Genomic DNA, 25,597 nt, shown 5'->3' with positions numbered 1-25,597 from the left:
AGTGATCCGGACAGGGATTTTATCGTGATGTGGTCTTTCGCAGTGAGAAGACTATAGGCGTTACTAGAGAGTTACTGGGGAAGTGCAGCCCTTAGTTTGTCTGAATGCGGATTTGAAAAGGCGCGTTCGATGGTAATTTTCCGGGGTGTAGCACCAGCACCATAATAACTGCTGTTATAGCTTTCCCGGGTAAATAGTTTTGCCCCTTCAAAGGCACCGCCACCAAATAGGCCGACAGAGCTAGAGAAAGCATAGACATCAACATCTAGGTTTGCTGTTGTTGACGCTTCTACGCCGGCCCCAAAGGGACCAACTGCGAGCGATAGATCCCCGCCAAATTTGATTTCACTTTCCAAAATAGCATCAACGGCGCCTTGGTTCATAAGGGTAAAGACGACTTCGGAAACCTCTCCACCGATTTGTAGGCCGATACTCCCCGCGGCTAGTGTATAAAAGGATGGGTTGCTCCACGTGCCATCGGCGCCTCTGACAAGCAGGACACCTGACCCGCCTTCACCGCCAATGATGAAACCGCCTTTTACCAGTTGGGGGATGATGATGATGCCTTTGGATTGCTTGGCGAATTCCTGCAATTTGGAATAATCGGGATTACTGAGCATTTTTTCCAATGTATAGCGGGATTTTGCAACGAGTTCCTCGGCATCGCTTGCGGCCTGTACCTGAAAGGAAAAGGATACTGCGAAAAGGGTGATCAGAAATATTAATTTGGATGAAATGGCAGAAATGAAAGCCTGTCCGAGGCTTTTGATCATGTCGTTCTCCTCGCTCGTAAGCGGTTGTTAGGGGCAGATATGGTTAATTCTGCAAAGCAGTATCGCAGGAAAATGCCGGAAAAGGCAGAGACAATTTGTGTCAATTAGCATAATTTATTGTCATCTATGCAAAGGATTTTACTTTAATACCCCTCAAACAGGCTGATTCATTATCACCGTACCGCACATCCGTAATTTCCTTTAATCCCAAATAATAGGCCAAGTCTTATTTCCAAGGCTTTGGCTCGGAGAGGCTGATTATGCAGAGTTTAGGAACTTATGATTATGTGATTGTCGGGGCGGGAACAGCCGGTTGTGTTTTGGCAAACCGACTATCAAAAGATCCGAACAACTCTGTGCTTTTGCTGGAAGCTGGTGGAAAAGATAACTATCACTGGATTCATATTCCTGTTGGGTATCTCTATACGATTAACAATCCCCGAACGGACTGGTGCTTTTCTACCGTTAAAGAGAAGGGACTGAACGGTCGGTCCCTGAGTTACCCCCGTGGCAAGGTTCTGGGGGGCTGTTCCTCAATTAACGGTATGATCTATATGCGTGGTCAGGCCCGTGATTATGACCAGTGGCGACAGATGGGAAATACTGGCTGGGCGTGGGATGATGTTCTCCCGCTGTTTAAACGGGGAGAGAATTATCACAGAGGGAATTCTGAGTTTCACAGTGAAGGGGGGGAACTCAGGGTAGAAGAACAACGTCTTTCCTGGCCGATCCTTGATCGTTTTCAAGAAGCCGCGGCAGAAGCCGGGATTCCCATAACTACGGATTTTAACAGGGGAAATAATGAAGGCGTTGGCTATTTCGAAGTAACGCAGAAGAAAGGCGTGCGTTTCAGTGCGGCGCGTGCCTTTCTTCATCCTGTTAAAAGCCGCAAAAACCTGACGGTCCTGACACGAGCGCAGGCACGAAAAATAATTCTGGAAAATAAAACAGCCAAAGGACTGGTGCTTGACCATAACGGTGTTCGGTCCGAGGTAAAGGCCAGAAAAGAGCTGATTTTATCTGCCGGAGCTGTGGCATCACCCGTATTGTTACAGAGTTCTGGTATCGGCGGGGGAGATCTTTTGGCTCGTCATGGGGTTGAGGTGCAGCATGAACTCGCAGGTGTTGGCGAAAATCTGCAGGATCATTTGCAAATCCGGACTGTTTTTCAGGTCTCGGGTACGAAGACGTTGAATGAAATGTCTCACAGCCTTCTTTCTAAAGCTGCTATGGCGGTGGACTATACCCTGTTTCGCAAGGGGCCTTTGTCGATGGCACCAAGCCAGTTGGGTTGCTTTGCAAAGAGTAATCCGGGGCTGGAAACGCCGGATCTGGAATATCATGTGCAACCGCTGTCGACGGATAAACTTGGTGATCCTCTCCACAAGTTTTCCGGCTTTACCGCTTCGGTCTGTAATCTGAGACCTGAATCCCGTGGTTACGTGCACCTGAATGATCCTAACGGTGAGGCAATGCCAAAGATTGCTCCGAACTATCTCTCGACAGAAGGGGATCGGCAGGTTGCCATTGATGCGATAAAACTAACCCGTAAGATCTGTGCTAGCCCTGCACTGTCAGTTCATTCCCCAAGGGAATATCTGCCCGGCTCTCATGTTGTCAGCGATGAAGATATCTTAAAAGCTGTCGGGGATATCGGGACAACGATCTTTCATCCCGTTGGGACCTGTAAAATGGGATCTGATGCGATGGCCGTGGTGGATGAAGAACTCCGCGTACACGGCATAGCGGGTTTACGGGTGGCGGATGCTTCAATCATGCCGACGATAACCTCTGGCAACACTAATGCGCCAACAATCATGATCGCTGAGAAGGCGAGTGATTTAATTCTTGGCGAGAGTCGTTCACTCTAAATCAATTAATGTAATTCCCGGGAGAACGCCAAAACGGACGGTGAGTATGGAACAACCCAGACCACCTGAAACAACAAGGTTTTTGTTGTCTTCGATAATGTGCCCATAGGTATAGCGATTTCCGTAACGGGATGGAACAAATTGATTTTGTTATCTGAATAGGGGCTGTCATTAAACTGTCACATTAGAGTCACGAAACGATAATTTGTCATTTAACTGCAACGAAACTATCACAATTCGGAAATTACCCCGACTTTGGTGTATGAAAGTTTGAAAAATGGCATCTTCTGATCCATCAGGAAATACGAACTCATCGTCATCAGACGATATGAAGTTAGCAAAACCATCCCTGGATAAAGACCTGAGCAAAATTGTTACGATGGAAGAGGCCACGCGCTCGATATCGCAACATCTTTTTGCGCCGGGTCTTGCGATCCTCTTTCTAGCGGTTGCTGGTGGCTTTGCCAGTATCTTGATCGGGGCACAGCCGAATGCGGTTTATATCATCGTCGCGGCAACCCTGGGCGGCTATATGGCGCTAAACATCGGTGCCAATGATGTGGCAAACAATGTCGGGCCGGCCGTTGGGTCGCGGGCCTTGACCATGACCGGGGCGCTGATTATCGCCGCCATTTTTGAAAGTGCCGGGGCGCTGTTGGCCGGGGGGGATGTTGTTTCAACAATATCCAAAGGCATTATTGACCCATCGCTCGTTCCTGATAGTCAGACCTTTATCTGGGCAATGATGGCTGCGCTGTTGTCATCGGCACTATGGGTTAATCTGGCTACCTATATCGGGGCACCGGTTTCAACAACACACTCTGTCGTTGGTGGTGTTATGGGTGCTGGTATTGCTGCGGTTGGTTTTGGTGCCGTTAACTGGTTTACCATGGGCAAGATTGCAGCGAGTTGGGTGATATCGCCTGTTTTGGGTGGTGTTATTGCGGCGCTTTTCCTTGCCTTTATCAAAAGCAACATCATCTATCGTGATGACAAGATTGCCGCTGCCCGCCGTTGGGTGCCAGTGTTGCTTGCTGTTATGGCGACGGCCTTTTCTTGTTATTTGATGATGAAGGGGCTTAAGAAAATCTGGAAGCCTGATTATGCAACTGTTGCCATGGTTGGTGCTGCGATCTTTGTTGCTTCCTATGCGTTGTTGAAACCTGTTATTCGCAAGCAATCCGAAGGTATGGAAAACCGGAATCAGTCCCTGAGAGAGCTGTTCCATTTGCCGCTGATCTTCTCTGCTGCTTTGTTGTCTTTTGCACATGGAGCAAACGACGTTGCCAATGCCGTTGGTCCCTTGGCGGCGGTTTTACATGCTGTTGAATCAGGTGATGTTGCCGCGAAGGTTTCTATTCCGATCTGGGTGATGGTTATTGGTGCCGGTGGTATCAGCCTTGGGCTTTTCCTCTATGGTCCGAAACTGATCCGGATGGTGGGTGAGCAGATTACCAAGATGAACCCAATGCGGGCTTACTGTGTGGCGCTTTCTGCCGCGATTACAGTGATCATGGCGTCAGCCTTGGGATTACCTGTTAGCTCAACACACATTGCTGTCGGGGCCGTGTTTGGTGTTGGTTTCTTCCGGGAATATTATACCAAAAACAGTAAACGTCGCCGCCAGTACGTGCGTCAGCACGAACGCCATCCAGAGACGAAACACGAAGGTATTGTTTCTGATCGAGAGGAAATTGGCCGTCGTAAACTGGTGCGTCGTTCCCACTTTACGACGATTATTGCGGCTTGGGTGATCACGGTTCCTGCTGCAGCTCTATTGTCTGCTTCCATCTTCTTTGTGATCACCTTTGTGCTATAATTTAATCTTTTGTGATTGCGAAAAAAGCTCCGGTTCCGGGGCTTTTTTGCTTTTGAAGCTTAGAGGTTCTGCATTTATACAATCAACTCCCCAAGATGACTGATCCAATTGGGTATCGTTTTGGGTCGTGTAGTAATTAAGCTTTGTTAAAGACAGATTACCAATAGACAGGCCAAGGGCTTTTTCGGGCTTTAGATCCAGCGCATGAGCTACTGCTGCCCGAATTGTGCCGCCGTGGGTTACCGCAATAATATCTTTGCCGCTGTATTTTTGATTAAGGACATCGATCGATCGTGCTGTTCTGGAAATAAGCTCTTCGAAGCTTTCGCCACCCGGTGGCGCTTCCGATGCAGGTGCATGCCAGAAACGATGCCAGGCATCACCCCGAATTTCACCCAACTCCTGATGCGTCATACCATGCCAGTCGCCAAAGGACTGTTCCTGAAAATCGTCAATTACATCATAAGCTGGAAAATCATTAGCCTGCATTTCTTCACGAATAGCATTGGCCGTTTGGTGTGTTCGTTTGAGAGGTGTTGTCACCCATATGCCATCATCAGGCAGAACCCCAGCGAGAGCCTGAAAGCTTTCTTTGTCATGGCAGTCACAATTCAGATCCAGATTGCCGTATATCGTGCCGTTGTTTTCTGTGACAGGCGCATGCCTGATCCACCACCATCTGGTTTGTGTCACCTGTGCCTCCTAGGCGATATAGCTTAACAGAGCGAGATAGGTCACGATTTCACAGAGTTGAACCGCGGTACCAAGAACGTCCCCCGTATAGCCGCCAATCTGTCGCATTGTTAGCCATGATAAAAACAGAACCATTAGGACATTGGAAACAAGAACAATCAAGACAGACAAGGGCGGCAGAAAAAGAAACAGAAACACCATGGTCAGAAGCAGGCTGCCGTAACTGCTTCGTAATTTGGGTTTTGCGGCGGTCGCTGCCATACCGCTTTTCTTTGCCAGTGGAAGATGGCTCATCATCAAGGGGGCCAGTCCTCTGCCAATCATGTGTGCCGAAATGTAGATGGCAAAGATCTGTATTAGAATGGCCCATTGATAGTTATCGGCTCCCAGAGGGCTAAGTTGCGCTAAAGAAAGTAAACTGCCCAGCAAAAGCGTGCGCATGAGAACCGAGATACCAAGGGCAAGGACACCATAGCTCCCGACACGGCTGTCTTTCATAATTTCCAGCTTTCGTTCCGGATCATGACTGCCGCCAAAACCATCAGCAACATCGGCCAGTCCGTCTTCGTGCAGGGCACCTGTGGAGAGAATACTGGCGATAATCGCGAGAAGAGCGCAAACATAGAGGGGAAGCGAGAGGTAGAAGCTTATAACCAGCACTGTGGCACTAATAAAGCCAACCAGAATACCGATAAGGGGGAAGGACCAGGATGCTTCTGCAAGGCTACGGCTTGTTGGTTTTCCTTCTTGGTCCATGGGATAGGGCACCGGGATGCGTGTCATAAAAGCAAGGGCGATGCGAAGGTCCTGTTCAAACTGTTTTATCATGTTCAGCCATTGGTGCGGTTTATTATTCTGTTGAGCTGTCATGTTGCCTTATCCGGTCTATATGCGACAAAGTGAGTGGTTCTGAGGTAAAGACAATGGCTTGCTGCTATGGTATGGCTTGGGCCAGAGCTATAAAACCGATTAAATCGGGCTATCAACGCACAAAGAAACAAATGCCGCTCCAAAGCGGCTCTGTAAAGTTATTTGATAGTCTGAGGGCATCGCAATCCTGTGTTAAATCAGGGGCAAGGGAGATAATAAACTATGTCAGACGCGGCATCTATTTCGACGCTGGATGAAATTCATGTTCTGCTCAAGGAATTACCGGGGCCAAGTCGAGAGGCTGCAAAAGCCGCAGAAGAAAGGCAGACACAGCTCACGAAACCCTTGGGTGCCTTGGGGCGACTAGAAGAGTTGGCCATTTGGCTTGCTGCGTGGCAGGGAAAGAAAAAGCCACAGGTTGAACGTCCCTTTACGGCTGTTTTTGCTGGAAACCATGGCATTGCGGCCAAGGGTGTTTCGGCCTATCCAACTGAAGTTACCAAACAAATGGTCGCGAACTTCATCCATGGTGGCGCGGCGGTAAACCAGCTTTGCGGACTGGCTGATTCAGACCTTCGTGTGTACGAGCTTGCTCTTGACGAGCCAACGGCTGATTTCAGTGAACAGCCCGCGATGGAAGAGGAAGACTTTGTCCGTGCGATTGCCTATGGAATGATGGCGGTTGAAGAGGGAATAGATGTTTTGGCTGTTGGCGAGATGGGTATCGGTAACACCACCTCAGCAGCCGCGATTTGCACAGCTCTCTATGGCGGAGATGCTGCCGACTGGGTTGGACGTGGTACGGGGGTGGACGATGAAACGCTCGCCCTGAAAACAAAGCTGATTAATCAGGCGGTTGAATTGCATAAACCGACTTTTGCGGATGATCCTTTTCAGATTTTACGATGTGTTGGCGGGCTTGAGCTTGCGGCAATTGTCGGGGCGGTTATTGCGGCCCGGCTAGCGCGCACTCCTGTTATTCTTGACGGCTATACCTGTACAGCAGCGGCGGCTGTTCTTCATGCCATTGATGACCGGTTGCTTGATCACTGTGTTGTCGGACACCAGTCTGTTGAACCCGGACATCAGGCTTTGATGGCAAATATCGGGAAGGAACCTTTACTGGATTTCAATATGCGTCTGGGCGAAGGCTCCGGGGCTGTTCTCGCAATGCAAATCCTGAAGGCAGCCTGTGCTTGTCATAATGGCATGGCCACTTTTGCTGAAGCCGGAGTAAGTGGTCCGGCTTAATGCCAGACCTTCACACCTACATGAATATTTTTTTCGGGGGAGGAGCGCTGCTATTCCCCCATTTGTAATAAGAGACCGCGTTTTCGGGCAACGTGATAAGCCCACAAAAATACGCCGATTGCGATAGAGAAATAGAGGACGTTCAAGAGCAGGGAATGTATGAAGAGGTCAAGTTGAAATCCCTGATCAAAAAGAATGGCACGCATGCCTTCAAACACGGGCGCTGTTGGCAACCCCCACGCAAGGGCTTGTAGCCATTCAGGCAAGATGTCTACGGGGTAGTAGACTGCCGATATGGGGGCAATGAGAAAGATGGTGAGCCAGGCCATGGATTCTGCGCCCAACCCAACCCTGAGAATCAGTGCGCAAACCAAAAGGCCGATGGTCCATCCCATCATCATTAAATTGCTGAAAAACAGGATCAGAGGTAACCCCAGATCATAGAGCGATACTTCGTAGAACAGAATTGCGAGGAAAGTTGCAGGTAAAATCCCGATAAGCGTTCTGATCATACTCATGACCATCAGGGCAGTTAAGAACTCATAGGGTCGAAGAGGGCTGACAGCCAGATTGCCTATGTTACGGGACCAGAGTTCTTCCAAAAACGAGAGGCTGAAGCCAAGCTGTGCCCGAAAGAGGATGTCCCACAAAAGGACAGCAGAGACCAAAACGCCCGCAGCCTGAGCGATATAGCTGCTGTTTGTTAACAGGAATTGTGTAATGAAACCCCAGAGAACAATCTGAATGGATGGCCAGTACATAAGTTCAAAAATGCGAGGCCAGGAAGCACGCATCAGGTAGAGGTGACGCATCATGACTGAGTGTATGCGAATCAGTGTCGATGGATTACGTCTGATTTGAGGGATCGTCGATGTGGTTTGGTTTGATGCGTTCGACATCTAAATATCCCCGTATTCCAGATCATCATGAGGCGGTTTTCTCGGTATATTCTTTGAGGGAACATCACTGTCCTTTTGATCTGCAGAATTTTTCCTATCCCGAGCAATATCAAGAAAGACCTCTTCCAGGTTTGTCCGGCTATAGCGATGTAAAAGATCATCCGGTGTTCCTTGATCAACGATCTTGCCGTATTTCATCATTAGGACGTTGTCACAGATTCGCTCGACCTCTGTCATGTTATGGGACGCGAGCAAGATCGCGGCGTTGGTGCGTTTTTGATATTCCTTGATATAGTTTCTGACCCAATCTGCTGTATCCGGATCAAGGGAAGCAGTAGGTTCATCAAGTAACAAAATCTCAGGCTCGTTGATCAGGGCTTTCGCAACGGAAACCCGTGTTTTCTGTCCCGCCGACAAACTGCCCGTTGGGCGATTTAATAGCTCTAGAAGGTCAAGTTCCTCTGCCAGATGCATCAAGCGTTCCCGGGCGTTGATAATGCCATAGAGCTTGCTAAAAAACATAAGATTTTGCCGGACGGTCAGCCTTCTGGGTAAATCGACATAGGGGGATGAAAAGTTTAGACGATGCATGACTTTGAAACGGTCTTTGACCATATCTTCGCCAAGAACATTAATCGTTCCCGATGTTGGCAAGAGAATACCGAGAAGCATGGATATAGTTGTGGTTTTCCCTGCACCGTTTCCGCCCAATAGGGCGACGGTTTCACCGGGTTTCACCGCGAAAGAAATAGATTTAACGGCAAGAACGTCATCGTAACTTTTGCTGAGTTTCTCGACGTGGATAGCGTATTTAGGCATGAACTTAATATTACATGATAGGAAAAGAAATTTTGTTCTGTTTTGCTATAGAATGATATCTATTTCCATGAGATGCTAGAAAAATCATATGAATTATAGCTATTTAATCGAGAATGATTGCTGGACCTTACCAAGGCGACAGAGCCTTGGAATAGAGCAAATCCGTTACATGGAAGAAAAAAGTGAGTAGTGCTTTCCGATTGGAACCTGAAGTTGGATTACATCCCGATCAAGGGCGCGTCCGTTTAAGAACTCTGGTTTTTATCAGGTGGATGGCAATTTGTGGGCAGACAGCGGCGTTGCTGATTGCGCATTTTGGTCTTGGATTAGAACTTCCATTGATTGCGGCGTTTTTGGTGGTTTTGACATCCGGTGCCTTGAATGTTGCACAGGTAGCCACGCGTCCTGCGTCATCATGGTTGCGTAACAAAGAAGCGACCATGGCCTTGGCATTTGATCTGATTCAAATATCGGTACTGCTGTCGTTAACTGGTGGACTGACAAACCCTTTCTCAATTCTGATCCTAGGTCCGGTAACGGTATCAGCTTCGATTTTAACCAGACGGAGTACAATTTGCTTAAGCATCCTGGCAATTGTTGCTGTGACTGCTGATGTTTTCTTTTACCTGCCTTTACCATGGCCCGAAGGTAGTTTCTTTCTTCATTCGCTTTATCTCTATGGCTTATGGGCTGCGTTGGTTTTTACGGCAATTTTTTTGGCTGTTTATGTTTCTTCCCTAACAGAAGAGGCACGTTCAATGGGAATGGCGCTGGTGGCTTCACAGATGGCATTGGCGAGAGAACAAAAACTATCGGCATTGGGGGGATTGGCTGCCGCTGCCGCTCATGAACTTGGAAGCCCCTTGGGAACAATGCTTGTTGTGGCCAAAGAAATGAAAGAGGAACTGCCGCCCGATGATATTTATTTACCTGATGTTGAGCTTTTGATTAGTGAAATTCTCAGATGCCGGGAAATATTACAAAATCTTGCGGCCTGGCCGGAAGAGGATGGGGGCGATCCATATAATTTTATGCCAATCCAAAGCCTTGTTGAGGCAGCTGTCGCGCCCTATGAAAAATTGGAAATTGAAACAGTTATTAAAGCATCTGCACGTGAAGATGATGGAAAGAATTCAAGCCCAGAACATACAGGTCCAGAACATCCAATGGTCGAGCGAAGCCCCGAGATTTTACATTCACTGGGGCTTTTTGCTCAAAACGCTATTCAGTTTGCGAGAGAGAAAGTTGATATCTCTCTGGTTTGGGATAAACGAACGATCACTTTGACAATACATGACGATGGTCCAGGCTTTGACCCTCAAGTTCTCGGGCGTTTAGGCGATCCTTTGTTATCTAATCGTGAATACGTTCAAAAAAATCAAGCGCCAAAGAAGCTGGATCGTCGTAAAGAAGAAGACGGAGACCACATGGGACTAGGTGTTTTTATCGCAACAACCCTGCTTTCTCATACGGGGGGCAAAGTTGCCTATTCGAATCATGAAACAGGTGGAGCAGTTGTCCAGATTGTCTGGCCACGTCATCGTTTAGAGGTTGCGGCACATCCAATATAGGTGACATGCTTTTGGATCTGTTAAGCCCAGAGCGTATGAAAATTTTGCAAGACAGCTGAGCTTAATACATCTTTGACCACCTGTATTTGGCAGCTTAGAATATTATAAGATAACAAAGAATAGAATCAGTCTAGGGGTAACGAGTAATGTCAGAGTCGCAAGATGCGGAAAAAAAGAAGCTGCTGATTGTTGATGATGACGAGCGTTTTGCAGAACGCTTGTCACGGGCTATGGATCGACGTGGATTTGAGCCTGTTATCGCCAATTCTGTCGCTGATGGCATTCGTTTGGCGCATTCAGAATCCCAGGAATATGCTGTTGTTGATCTAAGGCTTCAGGACGGGTCGGGGCTTGATGTCGTTAAGGCCATCCACGAAAGCTCTGAAGATGCACGCGTTGTTGTGTTAACCGGATACGGAAATATTGCAACGGCTGTTGCCGCCGTTAAAGTCGGGGCATTGGATTATTTACCGAAACCTGCTGACCCTGATCAGGTCGCCGCGACATTATTACAGTCGAGCGCCGACGGGGATATGCCGCCACCGCCTGAACTTCCCATGACAGCAGATCGTGTACGCTGGGAACATATTCAGCGCGTGTATGAGCAATGTGATCGTAATGTGTCTGAGACTGCTCGTAGATTAAGAATGCACCGTCGTACGTTACAGCGTATTTTGGCAAAGTATGCGCCACACGCGTAGATCTTTAGTCACGGTTTGGCGCGTATAACGTTGTGTTTACTATATTATCTTGAATAATTCCTAGGCGTCGTGATCTGCTTCAGCACGGTGACGACCCATTGCATCTGCAAGATTTTTGGACTCTTCTTTTTTCGATGCAGCCCAGTTCCTGACAAATTTATCAATGTAAAAACCTTGCATAAGCTTAATTCCAAGCTCGTGAGAGGTCGCAATTGCATCTTCGGCACCACAATGGCAGAGGATCATTCTGTTAGGATCCACTTTCTTGACGGTGTTTCTGATTTCATCGCCGCGTGGAGTTGTCAGAAACTTGGTCAGGTCCTGGTTCCATTGTAGCTTTATCAAATCAAAGCCCATGGTCCGACGATCAATCATTGGTAAAGACAGATGTGTAATGCCATCAAGACAGATTTTGTAACCACGTTCCCTAAGAAAATCGCGTGCGAAAGTAAAGCTACCGATATCAGCAAAAACATCCAGGAGCTGAAATTCAATAACGATTGAACGCCGAACTGATTCGCCTAAGGTGTGGTCCAGCTTTAGAAATTCGTCGGATAAAGCTGTTGAAATGTTGAGATTCAAACTATAGGACCGGGTCAAACTCGAATCATCATTCTGGCGGAGAATAACCAACATACGTTTGTCTAGATAACGTGTCAGGTCTTGAAACAGCCAGCGGTTTGATAATAAATCATGGGTTGGTAAAAGAGTTTGTTGAAGCTGATCAATGGAAAAGAACAGCTCTTTGAATAAAGCCTCGGGCTTTTGATCTTTGTTCACCAAAAAAATAGATTGGCGTTTCATAAGGCTTGATAGATCTGCTTGATTGATAGCCTTTGAGACTGCATCCAGATGCGAGGGCATGAGCGGAATTTTAGGTTTTGCGGGCGGTTTGCCATGCATAGCCGCGATAGCTTCTGCTTTTTCCCGGCGGATCTGGGTATCAAGGTCTTCGTTCATCTTGACTGCAAGGGCAATCAGATCAGCGTATTGATGGTCGAGATCAAACCAGCTACAGAATTGATCAGCTTGAAGATCGTAATCACCAGCCAGCATCGGGTCATCACTAAATAAATAGCGTAACCTTAGAATTGTTTCGTCAATCTGGGCGACCGAAGCACCCGTCGTAACAACAACTAAATCATTGTTATGCAGTCTAAAAACAGTGCCTGAAAACTTTGCGATCAGATCTTCACAGGCATTTTGTGCAATACGTAGATGGTGGTCTCGCTGGTGATAGGGGCGCAAGCGCGATAAATGTATATGAACTGCACGGCGGTTATCGGTTTGTTTTCCGATCCGCTTCACATAATCCAGAAAGACCTTTTCTTGACTGAATTGGCCCTCAGGTTGTTTTGTTGAGGTCGAGTTATCCATTAGGGTAGACTACATTACATCCAGATTGCACTAGCTTGTGTAACATTATTAACCATGAGAGTCTTCAAAGTTCGTTAACCTTACCGGAATGACCTATATTTATGTGTTTTACAAACAAAATATAGGTGGTTAGACGAGCTTTCCTCTAAAAAACTTGCTCGCCCTTTGAATTGATTGCAAAAGAGAGGCAAGAAAATTTATGGATATATGGTTCAAATTCGGATGACTACGGAATCTCTTCCCACGATTGATTTATTGGATTTAGTTGCTCGGGTCGATGACCTTGCAGGTGCACGTGTGCGTACTGTGGGGGATCTGATGCTTGATCGTTTTATCTATGGCAGTGTTGAACGTATCTCACCCGAAGGTCCAATTCCGGTGTTAAAGATCAATCGTCAGGTTTCGATGTTGGGTGGATCGGGGAATGTTCTTCGTAATCTGGCGGCGATTGGTGCCTCTACGAATTTTGTAGCTGTTATTGGCGATGACGCTGTCGGACAGGAAGTGAGCGACCTTGTTCAAAAAGAAATTGGTTCGGAATCGCTTAATCTTGTTGTTGAGGCCAAGCGTCAAACCACCATTAAAGAACGTTTTGTTGCCAGCAATCAGCAACTCTTGCGCGCTGACCGCGAGATGGACCGTGCTCTTACCCCGCATACCTGTTCTCAAATTATAGAGCGGGTTCAGGAAAATCTGGACGCTGTACCTGTTTTAATTTTGTCTGATTACGACAAAGGGGTTCTAACTCAAAAGACATTGAGCACGATTATTCGTTCAGCCCTAGAAGCGGGGTGTCAAATAATTGCTGATCCCAAAGGTCGGGATTATAGCATCTATAAAGGCGTGAGCATTGTAACCCCGAACCGTAGAGAGTTGCACGAAGCCACTGGTATGTCAGTTGACGGTGATGCGGCCGTTGTCGCAGCCTGCCGTCATTTGATTGAAACCTGCGGTATTAACGGCGTTCTGGCGACACGCAGTGAAGAAGGGATGACCTTGGTTACATCCGATGGCGTTGTTGAGCACCTGGGCGCAGAAGCACGTGAGGTCTTTGATGTATCCGGGGCTGGTGATACCGTCGTTGCTGTACTTGGGGCGGCCCTTGCGGCCGGGTTGAACATTCTCGAAGCATCTTGCCTTGCTAATGTTGCGGCCGGGATCGTGGTCGGCAAGACGGGGACAGCCGTTGCCTATGGCAGCGAAATCAGACAGGCTTTACTGGCGAGGAACGGGCAGACCTGCCAGGCAAAAGTTGCTGAACTGGACGCCGTACTGCATCGTGTCGATCAATGGCGTAAAGCGGGTTACAAAATCGGATTTACAAACGGTAGTTTTGATCTTTTGCATCCTGGACATATTGCATCTTTGCAACAGTCTCGATCTGCGTGCGATCGTCTAATTGTGGGTCTTAATACAGATGCGTCCGTAAAGCGCTACAAAGGGGAAAGCCGCCCGATTCAAGATCAAAATGCACGGGCAACGGTTCTGGCAGCTTTGGAAATCGTTGATCAGGTTGTGTTGTTTGATGACGATACACCTTTGAAGCTGATCGAAGCCATTCTTCCGGATGTATTGGTCAAGGGCGCTGATTACACGTTGGATCAGGTTGTCGGTGGGGACGTTGTTATCAAAAATGGCGGCCGGGTTATCTTGGCAGATCTTCAAGATGGGTTTTCCACGACAAACACGATCGCAAAAATTGATCAGACGAAAAAGTGACACGGGAAAAAATAGGCGAGATCAATTGTGCTAAGGGTCTTGTTCCCAGCGCAAATTTTCAACCCGATAATAATGATTGCTTTTTGAAATATTTTTAACCGAAATAATGTACAAGTGCAGCTATCATGATCGCGGGTGCAAGCCAAAAAGCACTCGCCAGTGCATAGGCAACATAGCCAGATGCTTGCCCCTCTGACTTTAAACGTTCATAGGCGCGACGTTCACGACCAAGCAAAAAGATAAGATAGAACCTATGTCTTCCAAAGGGAATTGACCTTCTGACCTCTACGGGATGTTTTGCATAGCCCCTAGCACCAAACATCTGTTTGATGGCATGTTTTTGGTCATCTGTGAAGCTTGCGGCAATATCAGGGTCAATACGGCTAAAGTAGTGTTTGATAAAAGCATCTTCTGTAGAACTGGATCTTTTATCGGTGTTTTTTTCAGTGCTTGTGTTCTGTGTTCTCTCGTCTAACTCAACCAATGCCATGTCCCCTGTAATGCGCATGCGCGCACAACCCCCAATAGTTTACCTGATTGAGGGTAGTGTGACTCGATTCATTTGATTAAAAGTTAACGATTTGAATCGGTTAGCTTCTAGAGGTTGATAAAAGCGTCTTTTTCTTTGTCATAGCTGAATAACTCGCCCGTAGAGAAGTCAAAATACCAGCCGTGTAAATGAACCCGCCCATCAGCAACCCGTTCCTTAATGAATGGGAAAGTCATTAGGTTTTTCAGTGAGTTAAGGATAGAGGCTTGCTCAACAGAACGCTGGATTTCTTCTTCAGTTTTGTCACAGCAATTGACATTTTCTTTTGCGTTTTTTGCGATTTCAATCCAGTTGGCAATAAATGAACTGTCATTGGAGTCGTCGAGGATTCCATCAACAAGGGCTTTAATACCGCCACACATAGCATGGCCCATAATAATGATATTCGGAATGTGTAACTGTGTAATCGCATATTCAAGCGCAGCAGAGGTACCATGATGTTGGTCATCCGCGGCACAGGGGGGGACCAAGTTGGCAACATTACGAACCATAAAAAGATCGCCGGGCAAGGTACCTAATATTGAGGAGGGTTCAACCCGGGAATCGCAACAACTTATGACCATTGCTTTTGGTGACTGTCCTTTTTCAGCAAGAGAGCGTAACAATGCTTCGTCTCTGCGATAATCTACAGTTTGATAAGCATGGTAGCCTTTGATCAGTGAATTGATTTCGCTCATTTGGCATCCTATATAGTCGTTGTTGTATTCCCAGACAGGGATTGAGTATCCGGTTATCAATATTTTGTAAATACGTTCGCGGTTGCTATACGTTTTCCGCGAGAGAGCATAAGTGCTTTAGACAGAGGTGAGGGTGGAAAGGTTTTGAGTAATAATCAGGAAAAAAATCGTTGTGGCTGGGTGAGTGATGAACCCTTGTATCTTGACTATCATGATGAAGAATGGGGCGTTCCGGTCACTGATGATAAAGAACTTTTTGAAATGCTTATTCTCGAAGGGGCACAGGCGGGATTATCCTGGATAACGGTTTTGAGAAAGCGTGAAAATTATCGCAAAGCATTCGCAGGTTTTGATCCACAAAAAATTGCAAGTTTTTCCGAGGATGATGTGGAACGTCTTATGCAGGATACCGGGTTGGTACGAAACCGTCTGAAAATAAATTCGGTCGTCAGTAATGCCAAGGCATGGCTAGAGATTATGAAAGCGGGCGAAGGGGCTTTTCGCGATTTTGTCTGGTCCGTTGTGGATCACAAAACACTTGTGAATTCGTGGACTGATTTATCCCAGGTACCGGCTTCGACGGCTGAATCTGAAAAACTTTCCAAGCTTTTGAAGAAAAAAGGTTTCCGTTTTGTTGGTCCGACAATTTGTTATGCATTTATGCAGGCATGCGGCATGGTCAATGACCATACGACCGATTGCTTTTGTTATGAAAAACATGCCCCTAGAACTTAGTGAGATTTAAAAATGAATTTAAAATTACGTACTATTGTGAACAGGGTATCTTTGTGTTTTGGCGCTTGCCTGCTTGTTTTCTCTTCCGCTGTTCAGGCAGAAGAGATTGGGGAGGTTGATACTGTTTTTAAATGGTTAGGGCCTAACCATAAGATTGTGATTGAAGCCTTTGATGATCCAAAGGTCGAAGGCGTTGCCTGTCACCTCAGTCGTGCAAAGACCGGGGGTATATCCGGTGCAGTGGGACTAGCCGAAGATACGACTGATGCATCTATTGCCTGTCGTCAAATTGGTCCGATCAAATTCCGGGAAGAGCTAGAGGACGGCGAAGAAGTCTTCACCAAGAGGACATCGCTTGTGTTCAAAACCATGCAGGTCGTTCGTTTTTTTGATGAAAAGCGCAATGTTCTGATTTATCTGGTTTATAGCGACCGCGTTATCGAAGGTAGCCCGAAGAACTCGATTACCTCTGTCCCGATTATGCCCTGGAATGAGGGGTAATGTACTAACCGCTAGGTGCTAAGGAACAAAGGGGCTCATCAAAGAGCCCCTTTTCTTTATCGCGATTATTTATTGAGTGGCGTTTCCGGCTCAAGCCCCGGAAGATTTTGAATTTGTGCGGGAGATTCAGGCAGGCTTGCCACATGCAAAGTGGATGTTGGGAAGGCAAAGGCGCTATCGTTACCTTCGACGATTTCTTTTAATTTCAGGGCGAAATCTTCTTTGATGTTCATCCAGTCGCCCCAGTTTGTTGTCTTGGTAAAGCAATAAATCATAATGTCGATGGATGAACTGTTAAATGAATCGACATTCACCAGGGTTGTGGCACGGGCATCATCCGTTTCAAATGCTTCTGTCCCATAAAGGTGATCTTTAATCTCTTGCACGATCTTGCGAAGCTGTTCGCTTGTCGTGTCGTACTCAACGCCAATTTTCCAGTAAATGCGTCGGTTGGTCATCTTGGAAAAGTTGATAACGGCATTGTCCGCGAGCTTGGCGTTTGGCACATAAACCGGAGCTTTGTCAAAACGCCTGATCCGGGTGGATCTGAACCCGATATCTTCGACCGTTCCTTCGACAATTCCTTCGATCCGTACCCAATCGCCGCGACTGAAACGCTTTTCAGCTATGATGAGAATGCCGGCAATCAGGTTCTTGAATAGATCCTGAGCACCAAGAGCAACTGCAACACCGAACAGGCCAAGACCGGCAATAATGGCGCCGACATTGATTCCCCATAGCTCCAGAATACTGGCGGCCCCCAGTAGAACGACACAAATTTTGAGGGCTTTGATAATCCAATCAACCATAATGCTGGTGAGCACAGTGGTGAAACGATGAAGTAGAAAATCTAGCGGATCGATTAGTTTAAAGACGGCATAAAAAAGCGTGTAGGCAATCAGGGAGCGCACAAGATTGTTGCCTAATACGGCGGCTTCGCCACCGAGGTTCAAATAATCGAGTGAGAAAAAAACACCAAGGGCAATAGGGATCATCCTTATTGGTCCCTCTAGTGCTTCTAAAGCATGATCATCCACCGAGTTTTTGGTTCTGCGTGTCAGCGCTTTGAGGCGATTGATTACGAGCCTTGAAAACAATCCCCTAATGACAAGGAAAGCAAAGAAAATTGCTATGGAAGTTACAATGTGGCCAATGCTGACTCCAAAAACACCCTGATTCCAGACTTCCAGTGTTATTTCCCAGAATGTTGATAAATCGTCCATGACTTCTCCTCGGTTTGTGCGCGAGGGGAGTTTGCTCAGGGAGAGCTATGTCGTCAAGAGTGAAAGCTGGCAGTCACGGAACAACAAAGAAAGATTTGGTAAGAAGAAATATTGACCTAATCGAAAAGGGCATCAATATCGTCTTGCCCCATTGCCTCTGCATCAAGTTTTTCTTCTTCTGACATGCCGCCAGCCATCATGTTACCAGACAATGTAGCCTGCCAATCCATTTCTATTTCCATGACTTTATCGGCGGGTAGTACATTGTGGTTACCGTGGATAACAGCACTGGCAATGTCAATCATATGGCGGATATGGGTGGAAGCATCGGGCACAAGCGCGGCGATGGAAACGTGGTCACCTGCGGCAAGAGCCTGTTCTATCGCGTCTTTACTGTCTTTGATGCCTTTGTCTGCAAGCTCGACTGCTTTGTCAAAAGGTTCGCGGAATTCGCTTGGGGCTGCTTCATAAGCGGCAACAGCAAGCTCTTTGGCTTGAAAGCTGCTGTCCAAGAAGTGTTGTTGATAGCTTTTTGGTTGCCAAGCTTGAACTTCATCAAAAAGATCCGGCATATCGGGCACCATTTCTAGCATCATCACTGCTTCGTTGAGATGATTTAAATAATCCGTCGCTAGAAAGCTCGTCTCATCAATATTTGAGCCTGGTAATTGTGCCTTGATGCTTTCACGATCCACGTAGCTCTCACCTTTTTTTATTGCTGTTTGGGGGCGTGAACACCCTACAGTGCTGTTAACCTATTTTCTGCCAACTATATAAATTTACCCTTAATCTTCAGTCGATAATTTATTATTGAGTAAAAAGGCATGCCCGATTTTAACATAGAGCAACGTAAAGAATATCTTAATTGGCGATATTACTTATACAAAAATCGCTAATAATTGATAATGTTGTGATCAATTGAAGAGCAATAAAACGCACAGGTAGAAGAAGCTTGTTCAGTCTCGCTTATTTCGACGAGAGATGTCGATTTTGTGGCGATTGATTTAAAAGAGCTCTGCCCGCATCACTTTTGTATCGGTTACGCTGACAACACCGATATGGCGATCAAGCATTGGGAATATAGCGTCCAGCGTTTTATCCAGTCTGTCCGGTTTTACAAGGCAAACGACTGCAGACATTCCCTGTGCTCGGCTAATTTGTCCCTCTCGGCTCCAATGACCGGATCGTCCTGAACCTCCTGAAACGGGCAATACACTGAAACCCTTTACGCCTGCTTCAATCAATAAATCTGTCAGACGATTTTCCATGATCTTTTCGATAATAATTTCGACTCTTTTGGCTTCATGCATATCCATTTCACGCTCCGATCACGGCACTTGCTATAGTAACATAAAGTGGAATACCCACAGTTAGATTAAATGGGAAGGTAACCCCTAAGGACAGTGTTAGATAAATCGCCGGGTTCGCTTCTGGTACTGCTACACGCATAGCCGCGGGAACTGCAATATAAGAAGCGGATGCGGACAGCACCATCATCAAAACAGTGCTACCAAGAGATAGCCCGATTATCATGGCACAGATTAAGCCTGCTGTTGCGCCAGCTAATGGCATTACAATTCCAAATAGAACAGCGCGGGCAGAAACAGCGCCTTTCGCGTTCACTAACCCGCGTCCGGCAACAAGCCCCATATCGAGAAGGAAGAGGCACAAAACACCCTTAAAAGGAGCACTTATAAAAGGAGCAATTTCAGAAAGCCCTTCTTTTCCTGTGAGCAGTCCGATAAAGAACGAGCCGATCAGAAGAACAATTGATCCGTTTAACAGGATTTCACGCATTAATTCGCTGTCGAGCCCTTTTGATTCTTTGCTCTTTCGCGAGATCAACCAAAGCGCAGATATGATCGCAGGTGCTTCCATAGTTGCAGCGACAGCGACCATATAGCCATCAAAAGTAATGCCCTGAATTTCCAGAATAGATGACGCTGCGACAAATGTGACGATAGAAATTGAGCCATAGTGTGCTGCAACAGCCGCCGCATCTATGGCCGACATTTTCGTCATTATGCGTAATAAAACAAAAGCAAGAAACGGTAAACAGGCGGATAAAATAACACCGGACAACAACGATAGTATTAATTGTGCATCAATTCCGTACCCTGAAAGACTTGCGCCGCCCTTAAACCCAATCGCAAAAAGCAAATAAAGGGACATACCCTTGGCAATAGCTTCCGGGAAGTTCAGATCTGATTTGGCAATTGCTGCTGAAAAGCCTAGGGCAAAGAAAAGTATTATGGGGGATAGCAAGTTTTGCTGCGCGAGTGAAAAAAGCTGTTCCATAAAAACCTCGTTGTAGGCGCTATAGATAATAGCGTCACAATTATCCACCACGTAAAAGGTCGTTATTTACGTATACCTAATTATTGATTTTCCGCAGCGTCTATCATCCCGACGGGGTGTTTTTCTGCTGCGGAAATCGGTTTTGGGTATGTTGTGTCCCTCTTGCCTTATATCAAGTCACAACCTGAATTGTTTCTTCTCGACGCTTCAGGTGCCTGTTGTAATGGTTTTCAACTAGGCGGAAGAGCCAGATAAACAAGAAGGTCAGCACGAAATAAAAGACGGCGGCTGTAATAAACGCTTCGTAAGGGGCGTAATAACGGGATTGAACGATACGTGCTGCACCTGTCAGATCAACAAGGGTAATGGTACTGGCCAATGCGCTGCCGTGCAGCATAAAGATCACTTCGTTGGAATAAGCAGGCAGGGCGCGTCTTAATGCACTGGGAATGATGATCCGTCGAAAGATCAAAAACTGTGACATGCCACAGGCTTTTGCGGCTTCGACTTCTCCAAAGGATGTCTGTGCCATTGCCCCGCGGAAAATTTCGGCCGTATATGCTGCGGTATTGAGTGTGAAACCCAATAAGGCAAAGAAATATGCTCCCTTAAGAAAGTTGAATTCTTTTGTCAGCTCGCTGTAACCATCAAGTGTACCGACCCCATAATAGAGAATAAAAAGCTGAACGATCAGGGGCGTCCCCCTAAAGGCATAGGTAAAGGCAAAAACCGGGTAGTTAACGAAAGGGTTTTTGGATAAGCGCATGACAGCTAATGGGACTGCGATTACAAAACCGATTAGGAGCGATAAGGGTACCAGTTGAATGGTAAGAAGTAGGCCGTCAAAATATAGAGGCAACTCGTCCCAGATAATTTGTAGATCCATTAGAGCGCACTCCTGACACCGGCTGAATATCTCTTTTCAATGAGCTTAAGTATCCATATTGAGAGAGTCGTTAAGATCAGGAAAGCGACGGCAGCAGTAAGATAAAATTTGAATGGTTGACGGGTTGCTCCAGCAGCAAGGCCCGCTTTACGGACCATATCTTCCAATCCAATGATTGATGTGATGGCACTGGCTTTCATCAAAACAAGCCAGTTGTTGCCAATGCCGGGAAGCGCATGGCGTACCATCTGAGGCAGGAGAATACGCCGATTGATTTGGCCTTTGGTCATGCCATAGGCGGTACCTGCTTCCAGCATGCCATGGTCAACGGCCATAATGGCACCGCGGAAGGTTTCGCCCATATAGGCACCAAAGATAAATCCGATCGTAAGGACACCAGCAATGAAGGGATTTATATCTATATAGCCCCAATCAAGATAGGGTTCGGCTGTAGCTCTCCAACTATCGCCATTTCCAGAGACGAGCTCTCCTAGCCAAGCTGTGAGGTTCAAGAGATTTTCCGGCAGATTGTTTACAAAAATCTGTCCCCCGAAGAAAATCAAGAGCATGAGAACCAGATCAGGAACACCCCTGATTATGGTGGTGTAGCTAAAGGCAATTGAGCTGGCAATTCTGTTATTGGAAAGGCGGGCTAGGGCCGCAATCATTCCGAGAATACAAGCAACGAACAGAGATGCCATAGAGATGGAGATGGTAATGATACCACCGTCAATTAGGATGCTGTATCCATAGCCATCAAGATCTATCATTTTAAACCTATCGGTTTTTGGCCCGTTTAAGAGCTTCAAAAAAGCACCCCCAAAACCCTGATACTGGTATCTGGGGGTGCTTTTGTACTACATAACTAGGATGTAAGATGGTGATCCATCCTTAATCTTAGTAGATATCAAAGTCGAAGTATTTGTCGTTAATCGCTTTGTAAACGCCGTTTCCACGGATAGCTTTAATCGCAGCTGAGAAACGATCACGTAGTTCTGTATCTGACTTACGTACGGCAATACCGGCACCGTCACCGAAGTATTTAGGGTCGCTGTAAGATGGGCCTACAAATTCGAAATCTTTTCCTGCGTCTGTTTTGACGAAACCGTCATCCATGGCAATGGAATCAGCAATCAACAGATCTACACGGCCAGCTGCGATATCAAGATATGCTTCATCCTGCGTACCGTAACGCTTAATCTCGGTATCAGGGAATTCAGCTGTGATGAAAGTGTCGTGGATTGTACCGCGTTGTACACCCACAGTTTTGCCTTTCATGCTTTCAGCTGTGATTTCGATACCTGATCCTTTTTTGCGAAGGAAGCGAGCTGGAGAGTTGTAGTACTTCTCTGAAAAATCAACTTTCTTTTTGCGCTCTTCAGTAATGGACATAGATGCGATGATTGCATCGTATTTTTTTGCGTTAAGCGCAGGAATGATACCGTCCCAATCCTGAACGACCAAGGTGCATTTTACTTTCATTTCTTCGCAAAGGGCATTGGCAATATCGATATCAAAACCAACAACGTTACCATTGGTGTCGATGCTGCTGAATGGAGGGTATGCGCCCTCTACACCGATCCGCAGGTCTTTTGCTGCGACAGCGCCAGCTGTGAATGTCATTGCTGCAGCTACAGCAGTTACAAGAAACTTTTTCATTTAATGGCTCCCTAAATTTAATTGTTATACTTGTGTTTATGTTCTTATTTTAGATTTCCAGCGATAAACTGTTTGAAACGTTCTGATTGCGGATTTGCGAAAATCTCTTGTGGATTTCCTTGCTCCAGAATGTGCCCTTTATGAAGGAAAAGAGTCTGGTTTGACACTTCCCGGGCAAACCCCATTTCGTGTGTAACAACAATCATTGTGCGACCTTCTTCGGCAAGATCGCGAATTACTTTTAATACTTCGCCGACCAATTCTGGGTCCAAAGCGGACGTCGGTTCATCGAATAGCATGACAGATGGATTCATTGCCAGGGCGCGTGCAATTGCCACACGTTGTTGCTGGCCACCAGACATGTGGGCTGGATAGTAATCCTTGCGTTCATAAATGCCGACCTTTTCCATCATTTCATTCGCGCGTTCAATTGCTTCGGCTTTGCTTAGGCCAAGGACATGAATTGGAGCTTCGATGATGTTTTCCAGTGTTGTCATATGGGACCAAAGATTAAAACCTTGAAATACCATTGATAACTTGGAACGAATACGTTCGATTTGCTTGTTGTCGACGGGGACAGGTTCCCCAGATTTGGTGGCTTTCATGTTAATGAGTTCACCACCTACGATCACTTTACCGGAATTCGGGGTTTCTAAAAGATTGATGCAGCGTAAAAAAGTGCTCTTCCCGGAACCACTGGAACCGAGCATAGAGATCACATCACCTTCGTGAGCCGTTAAGGAAACACCTTTTAAAACTTCGATATTACCGAATGATTTATGTATGTCTTCACAGACAAGAGCAGGTGTTTTATCCACCATAGCCGCGGCGTTTGACGCCATAGGTTATGTCCCCATTGTTGAATTGTTTTATTATTTTACTTCCTAATGAAATTAGTGTGGTTTTTTCATTATGAAAAGCAAAAAAAATACATACAACTTCTGTAGATGCCTTTGTCTTGGGCATTTAAAGGCCAAGTTCTTGCTTTAGCTTTTGAATTTCTTCTTTGGCTTCTTGAACATTAGGCTGTTTCTCTGCTGCAATTTCTGCCCCTTTTATCGCCTCTAACACATCTGCTGACCTACCCAGAGTGTGATAAGACCTTGCCAGTTGTATCCAGCCTTTCAAGTCATCCGGGGTCTCTGATAATCGCTCAGCAAGCCTTTCAACCATACCGTTGATCATCTCTGTTCTTTCCGTTGCGCTTAATTCTGCTGCTGCGGCCATGTCTTCTGCAGAAGGTCCGGATTGAGCTGTTTCCTGCTGTTCCGCTGCTTCTTGAGGAGGGTAAGATGCGAGCAGTTTTCCTGGGTTCATCTGTTCCTGTTTCGCAAGTTCTACAATCTGTGAATCGAGTATAGGCAACCATGGATCCGCAGCAGAAGTATAAGTGCGCAAAGTCAGCCAAATTTTCAGGGCATCTTCGTTTGCCCCGGCTTGTGTTAAGGCCAGTCCGCTATAGAAAAGTCCGCGAGGGTCACGAGGATCGAGTTCAAGCGTTTTTCTAAAGAGCTCAAGCGCATCAGATGAGACTTGCCCCTCTGCCTGTGCAACCATCATTTCGCCAAGTGCACTGTAAATCATAGGATTGGGCGGATTGTTTTCCATCGCTTGGCGAAAGACTTTTTCGGCCAACGAAAACTGGCCGATTTCGGCATAGGTACTGCCGAGTAGCATCCAGCCTTCTAGATTCTGGGGTTCGTTTTCCAGACGCGCCCGAAGCTTTTCTGCAAGCCCCATCATTTCCTGGTTGCGTTGATCGTTTTGCTGTTGGGCAATCGCCATGCGTTCGGCGGTGATGTCGCGTTCGGCGAGCGGCATACCCGGAATACCGGGCTGCCCCAGATACATATAGAGCGAAAGCCCCGCGATTGGGAAGATCACGATCAAGCAGGCTAGTAACCCCTTCATGGTATTTGGTGATAGGGGCTGGCCTTTGGTTGTGGCTGATTGTTCCTGGCCGGCGTTCAGGATGCGTCGTTGGATTTCAATACGCGCTATTTCTGCCTGTGCTTCGGCAATGTTTCCCGCTTTCAGGTCCTTGTCGATTTCTGTCAACTGGTCCTTGTAGACAGCAAGATCTGATTCAGCTGTATCTGCGGGTGCACTCTCAGCTTTTTTTGCCAATGGCTTGATAAGAACTAGAAGAGAAAGTGCTGTCAGTGTTCCGATGATTGCCCAAAAAATCATGAAACTTCTCCTGAATCCGAACCTTGTGTTTTCGTGTTTTTATCTAGTAGTTGATTCAAACGGGCCTTTTCTTCGGGACTGAGAGGATTGGCAACTTTGAGTTTTTTGCTCCCGCGATAAAAAAAGAACATGCCGATGCCCCCGACGCCTAAAACCAGAAGAGGGCCGAACCACAGCAAAAAGGTCGCTGTGTTAAATGGAGGACGAAATAAAACGAAATCGCCATAGCGGTCCGAGAGATAACTTCTTACTTCCTCATCACTATCACCGGCAACAAGCCTTTCCCGAACAACAATTCGTAGCTCTTTTGCCAGATCAGCATTTGAAGAATCGATCGGCTCATTTTGGCAAACCAGACATCTGACTTCTTTTGATATCTCGCGGGCGCGTGCTTCCAGTGCCGGGTCATCAAGGACTTCATCAGGATCGAAAGCCTTCACAGGATTAGAGTTGGCTGTGAAGAGAAAAAGGACGGCTGCAAAAAGAAATAAGCCACGCATCGATGAATAACTTTC

Annotated in this window: 26 protein-coding genes; 8 read left to right on the top strand and 18 right to left on the bottom strand. The window is 46.6% G+C overall.

Annotated features, from left to right (window positions below; translation table 11 throughout):
• Window positions 1–71 precede the first annotated feature (71 nt).
• Window positions 72–773, bottom strand: coding sequence for a lipid-binding SYLF domain-containing protein (locus WH95_RS14945; protein ID WP_052742068.1), 702 nt, complete (start codon window positions 771–773; stop codon window positions 72–74).
• Window positions 774–1,033: 260 nt separating this feature from the next.
• Here WH95_RS14945 and WH95_RS14940 point away from each other — a divergent pair, with 260 nt between their 5' ends.
• Complete coding sequence (locus tag WH95_RS14940; protein ID WP_046508692.1) at window positions 1,034–2,644, top strand: GMC family oxidoreductase; 1,611 nt, start codon at window positions 1,034–1,036, stop codon at window positions 2,642–2,644.
• A 277-nt stretch (window positions 2,645–2,921) separates the two neighbouring features.
• Entirely contained in the window at window positions 2,922–4,463 is a 1,542-nt protein-coding gene (locus WH95_RS14935; RefSeq protein WP_082114179.1) for an inorganic phosphate transporter, read from the top strand.
• On the opposite strand, the gene WH95_RS14930 is transcribed toward WH95_RS14935, so the two are convergent.
• Together WH95_RS14930 and cobS are read right to left on the bottom strand one after the other, a co-directional pair.
• Window positions 4,458–5,156, bottom strand: a complete 699-nt coding sequence (locus WH95_RS14930; RefSeq protein ID WP_052742067.1) for a histidine phosphatase family protein — start codon at window positions 5,154–5,156, stop codon at window positions 4,458–4,460. The genes WH95_RS14935 and WH95_RS14930 overlap by 6 nt on opposite strands.
• 9 nt (window positions 5,157–5,165) lie before the next feature.
• Entirely contained in the window at window positions 5,166–6,026 is an 861-nt protein-coding gene (cobS, locus tag WH95_RS14925; RefSeq protein ID WP_052742066.1) for an adenosylcobinamide-GDP ribazoletransferase, read from the bottom strand.
• 222 nt (window positions 6,027–6,248) lie between these two features.
• Between cobS and cobT the strand changes: the two genes are divergently transcribed.
• Window positions 6,249–7,277, top strand: coding sequence for a nicotinate-nucleotide--dimethylbenzimidazole phosphoribosyltransferase (cobT, locus tag WH95_RS14920; protein ID WP_046508688.1), 1,029 nt, complete (start codon window positions 6,249–6,251; stop codon window positions 7,275–7,277).
• A 50-nt stretch (window positions 7,278–7,327) separates the two neighbouring features.
• On the opposite strand, the gene WH95_RS14915 is transcribed toward cobT, so the two are convergent.
• Complete coding sequence (locus tag WH95_RS14915; RefSeq protein ID WP_082114178.1) at window positions 7,328–8,176, bottom strand: ABC transporter permease; 849 nt, start codon at window positions 8,174–8,176, stop codon at window positions 7,328–7,330.
• The gene (locus WH95_RS14910) at window positions 8,177–8,995 is read right to left on the bottom strand and encodes an ABC transporter ATP-binding protein (RefSeq protein WP_046508686.1); all 819 of its coding nucleotides are present in this window, start codon (window positions 8,993–8,995) and stop codon (window positions 8,177–8,179) included.
• A gap of 182 nt (window positions 8,996–9,177) precedes the next feature.
• Here WH95_RS14910 and WH95_RS14905 point away from each other — a divergent pair, with 182 nt between their 5' ends.
• Window positions 9,178–10,566, top strand: a complete 1,389-nt coding sequence (locus WH95_RS14905; protein ID WP_204247805.1) for an ActS/PrrB/RegB family redox-sensitive histidine kinase — start codon at window positions 9,178–9,180, stop codon at window positions 10,564–10,566.
• A 146-nt stretch (window positions 10,567–10,712) separates the two neighbouring features.
• Window positions 10,713–11,267, top strand: coding sequence for an ActR/PrrA/RegA family redox response regulator transcription factor (locus WH95_RS14900; protein ID WP_046508682.1), 555 nt, complete (start codon window positions 10,713–10,715; stop codon window positions 11,265–11,267).
• 60 nt (window positions 11,268–11,327) lie between these two features.
• Here the strand turns inward: WH95_RS14900 and WH95_RS14895 are convergent, their stop codons facing one another.
• The gene (locus tag WH95_RS14895; protein ID WP_052742064.1) at window positions 11,328–12,644 is read right to left on the bottom strand and encodes a hypothetical protein; all 1,317 of its coding nucleotides are present in this window, start codon (window positions 12,642–12,644) and stop codon (window positions 11,328–11,330) included.
• A 222-nt stretch (window positions 12,645–12,866) separates the two neighbouring features.
• Here WH95_RS14895 and rfaE1 point away from each other — a divergent pair, with 222 nt between their 5' ends.
• Entirely contained in the window at window positions 12,867–14,363 is a 1,497-nt protein-coding gene (gene rfaE1 / locus WH95_RS14890) for a D-glycero-beta-D-manno-heptose-7-phosphate kinase (protein ID WP_046508849.1), read from the top strand.
• Window positions 14,364–14,457: 94 nt separating this feature from the next.
• Here the strand turns inward: rfaE1 and WH95_RS14885 are convergent, their stop codons facing one another.
• A complete protein-coding gene (locus WH95_RS14885; protein ID WP_157845980.1) occupies window positions 14,458–14,871 on the bottom strand; it encodes a hypothetical protein in 414 nt (137 codons plus the stop codon).
• A gap of 89 nt (window positions 14,872–14,960) precedes the next feature.
• Window positions 14,961–15,590 (bottom strand): carbonic anhydrase, encoded by a 630-nt coding sequence (locus tag WH95_RS14880; protein ID WP_046508680.1) that lies wholly within the window; start codon window positions 15,588–15,590, stop codon window positions 14,961–14,963.
• A gap of 144 nt (window positions 15,591–15,734) precedes the next feature.
• Here WH95_RS14880 and WH95_RS14875 point away from each other — a divergent pair, with 144 nt between their 5' ends.
• Window positions 15,735–16,325, top strand: a complete 591-nt coding sequence (locus WH95_RS14875) for a DNA-3-methyladenine glycosylase I (RefSeq protein WP_046508678.1) — start codon at window positions 15,735–15,737, stop codon at window positions 16,323–16,325.
• Between the two features lie 12 nt (window positions 16,326–16,337).
• Window positions 16,338–16,826, top strand: coding sequence for a CreA family protein (locus tag WH95_RS14870; RefSeq protein WP_113772036.1), 489 nt, complete (start codon window positions 16,338–16,340; stop codon window positions 16,824–16,826).
• A 65-nt stretch (window positions 16,827–16,891) separates the two neighbouring features.
• Here the strand turns inward: WH95_RS14870 and WH95_RS14865 are convergent, their stop codons facing one another.
• The 10 genes from WH95_RS14865 to WH95_RS14820 form a co-directional block, all read right to left on the bottom strand.
• On the bottom strand, window positions 16,892–18,049 hold the full coding sequence (locus WH95_RS14865; protein ID WP_046508676.1) for a mechanosensitive ion channel family protein: 1,158 nt from the start codon (window positions 18,047–18,049) through the stop codon (window positions 16,892–16,894).
• 116 nt (window positions 18,050–18,165) lie between these two features.
• Complete coding sequence (locus WH95_RS14860; protein ID WP_052742062.1) at window positions 18,166–18,744, bottom strand: hypothetical protein; 579 nt, start codon at window positions 18,742–18,744, stop codon at window positions 18,166–18,168.
• A gap of 309 nt (window positions 18,745–19,053) precedes the next feature.
• Window positions 19,054–19,365, bottom strand: a complete 312-nt coding sequence (locus tag WH95_RS14855; protein ID WP_046508674.1) for a P-II family nitrogen regulator — start codon at window positions 19,363–19,365, stop codon at window positions 19,054–19,056.
• A 1-nt stretch (window position 19,366) separates the two neighbouring features.
• Window positions 19,367–20,347, bottom strand: coding sequence for a sodium-dependent bicarbonate transport family permease (locus WH95_RS14850; RefSeq protein WP_046508672.1), 981 nt, complete (start codon window positions 20,345–20,347; stop codon window positions 19,367–19,369).
• Window positions 20,348–20,519: 172 nt separating this feature from the next.
• On the bottom strand, window positions 20,520–21,233 hold the full coding sequence (locus tag WH95_RS14845; protein WP_046508670.1) for an ABC transporter permease: 714 nt from the start codon (window positions 21,231–21,233) through the stop codon (window positions 20,520–20,522).
• Window positions 21,233–22,003, bottom strand: coding sequence for an ABC transporter permease (locus WH95_RS14840; RefSeq protein ID WP_046508838.1), 771 nt, complete (start codon window positions 22,001–22,003; stop codon window positions 21,233–21,235). Before WH95_RS14840 ends, WH95_RS14845 begins: the two co-directional genes overlap by 1 nt.
• A 127-nt stretch (window positions 22,004–22,130) precedes the next feature.
• Window positions 22,131–22,892, bottom strand: a complete 762-nt coding sequence (locus WH95_RS14835) for an ABC transporter substrate-binding protein (RefSeq protein WP_046508669.1) — start codon at window positions 22,890–22,892, stop codon at window positions 22,131–22,133.
• 44 nt (window positions 22,893–22,936) lie between these two features.
• Entirely contained in the window at window positions 22,937–23,734 is a 798-nt protein-coding gene (locus WH95_RS14830; RefSeq protein WP_113772035.1) for an ABC transporter ATP-binding protein, read from the bottom strand.
• A 124-nt stretch (window positions 23,735–23,858) separates the two neighbouring features.
• Window positions 23,859–25,082: a c-type cytochrome biogenesis protein CcmI gene (gene ccmI / locus WH95_RS14825; protein ID WP_046508667.1), complete on the bottom strand. Its 1,224-nt coding sequence runs from the start codon at window positions 25,080–25,082 to the stop codon at window positions 23,859–23,861.
• Window positions 25,079–25,582, bottom strand: coding sequence for a cytochrome c-type biogenesis protein (locus WH95_RS14820; RefSeq protein ID WP_046508665.1), 504 nt, complete (start codon window positions 25,580–25,582; stop codon window positions 25,079–25,081). The genes ccmI and WH95_RS14820 overlap by 4 nt, the downstream gene beginning before the upstream one ends.
• Window positions 25,583–25,597: the final 15 nt, after the last annotated feature.

It is taken from the genome of Kiloniella litopenaei, from assembly GCF_000982415.1.
Taxonomy (GTDB): Bacteria; Pseudomonadota; Alphaproteobacteria; order Kiloniellales; family Kiloniellaceae; genus Kiloniella; species Kiloniella litopenaei.
This window is presented reverse-complemented; position numbering and strand designations above follow the sequence as displayed.

Coding starts and splice junctions, on each gene's coding strand:
- WH95_RS14945 (WP_052742068.1), bottom strand. CDS start 773: ATGATCAAAAGCCTCGGACAGGCTTTCATTTCTGCCATTTCATCCAAA.
- WH95_RS14940 (WP_046508692.1), top strand. CDS start 1,034: ATGCAGAGTTTAGGAACTTATGATTATGTGATTGTCGGGGCGGGAACA.
- WH95_RS14935 (WP_082114179.1), top strand. CDS start 2,922: ATGGCATCTTCTGATCCATCAGGAAATACGAACTCATCGTCATCAGAC.
- cobS (WP_052742066.1), bottom strand. CDS start 6,026: ATGACAGCTCAACAGAATAATAAACCGCACCAATGGCTGAACATGATA.
- cobT (WP_046508688.1), top strand. CDS start 6,249: ATGTCAGACGCGGCATCTATTTCGACGCTGGATGAAATTCATGTTCTG.
- WH95_RS14915 (WP_082114178.1), bottom strand. CDS start 8,176: ATGTCGAACGCATCAAACCAAACCACATCGACGATCCCTCAAATCAGA.
- WH95_RS14910 (WP_046508686.1), bottom strand. CDS start 8,995: ATGCCTAAATACGCTATCCACGTCGAGAAACTCAGCAAAAGTTACGAT.
- WH95_RS14900 (WP_046508682.1), top strand. CDS start 10,713: ATGTCAGAGTCGCAAGATGCGGAAAAAAAGAAGCTGCTGATTGTTGAT.
- WH95_RS14895 (WP_052742064.1), bottom strand. CDS start 12,644: ATGGATAACTCGACCTCAACAAAACAACCTGAGGGCCAATTCAGTCAA.
- rfaE1 (WP_046508849.1), top strand. CDS start 12,867: ATGACTACGGAATCTCTTCCCACGATTGATTTATTGGATTTAGTTGCT.
- WH95_RS14885 (WP_157845980.1), bottom strand. CDS start 14,871: ATGCGCATTACAGGGGACATGGCATTGGTTGAGTTAGACGAGAGAACA.
- WH95_RS14880 (WP_046508680.1), bottom strand. CDS start 15,590: ATGAGCGAAATCAATTCACTGATCAAAGGCTACCATGCTTATCAAACT.
- WH95_RS14870 (WP_113772036.1), top strand. CDS start 16,338: ATGAATTTAAAATTACGTACTATTGTGAACAGGGTATCTTTGTGTTTT.
- WH95_RS14865 (WP_046508676.1), bottom strand. CDS start 18,049: ATGGACGATTTATCAACATTCTGGGAAATAACACTGGAAGTCTGGAAT.
- WH95_RS14855 (WP_046508674.1), bottom strand. CDS start 19,365: ATGGATATGCATGAAGCCAAAAGAGTCGAAATTATTATCGAAAAGATC.
- WH95_RS14850 (WP_046508672.1), bottom strand. CDS start 20,347: ATGGAACAGCTTTTTTCACTCGCGCAGCAAAACTTGCTATCCCCCATA.
- WH95_RS14845 (WP_046508670.1), bottom strand. CDS start 21,233: ATGGATCTACAAATTATCTGGGACGAGTTGCCTCTATATTTTGACGGC.
- WH95_RS14840 (WP_046508838.1), bottom strand. CDS start 22,003: ATGATAGATCTTGATGGCTATGGATACAGCATCCTAATTGACGGTGGT.
- WH95_RS14835 (WP_046508669.1), bottom strand. CDS start 22,892: ATGAAAAAGTTTCTTGTAACTGCTGTAGCTGCAGCAATGACATTCACA.
- WH95_RS14830 (WP_113772035.1), bottom strand. CDS start 23,734: ATGGCGTCAAACGCCGCGGCTATGGTGGATAAAACACCTGCTCTTGTC.
- ccmI (WP_046508667.1), bottom strand. CDS start 25,082: ATGATTTTTTGGGCAATCATCGGAACACTGACAGCACTTTCTCTTCTA.
- WH95_RS14820 (WP_046508665.1), bottom strand. CDS start 25,582: ATGCGTGGCTTATTTCTTTTTGCAGCCGTCCTTTTTCTCTTCACAGCC.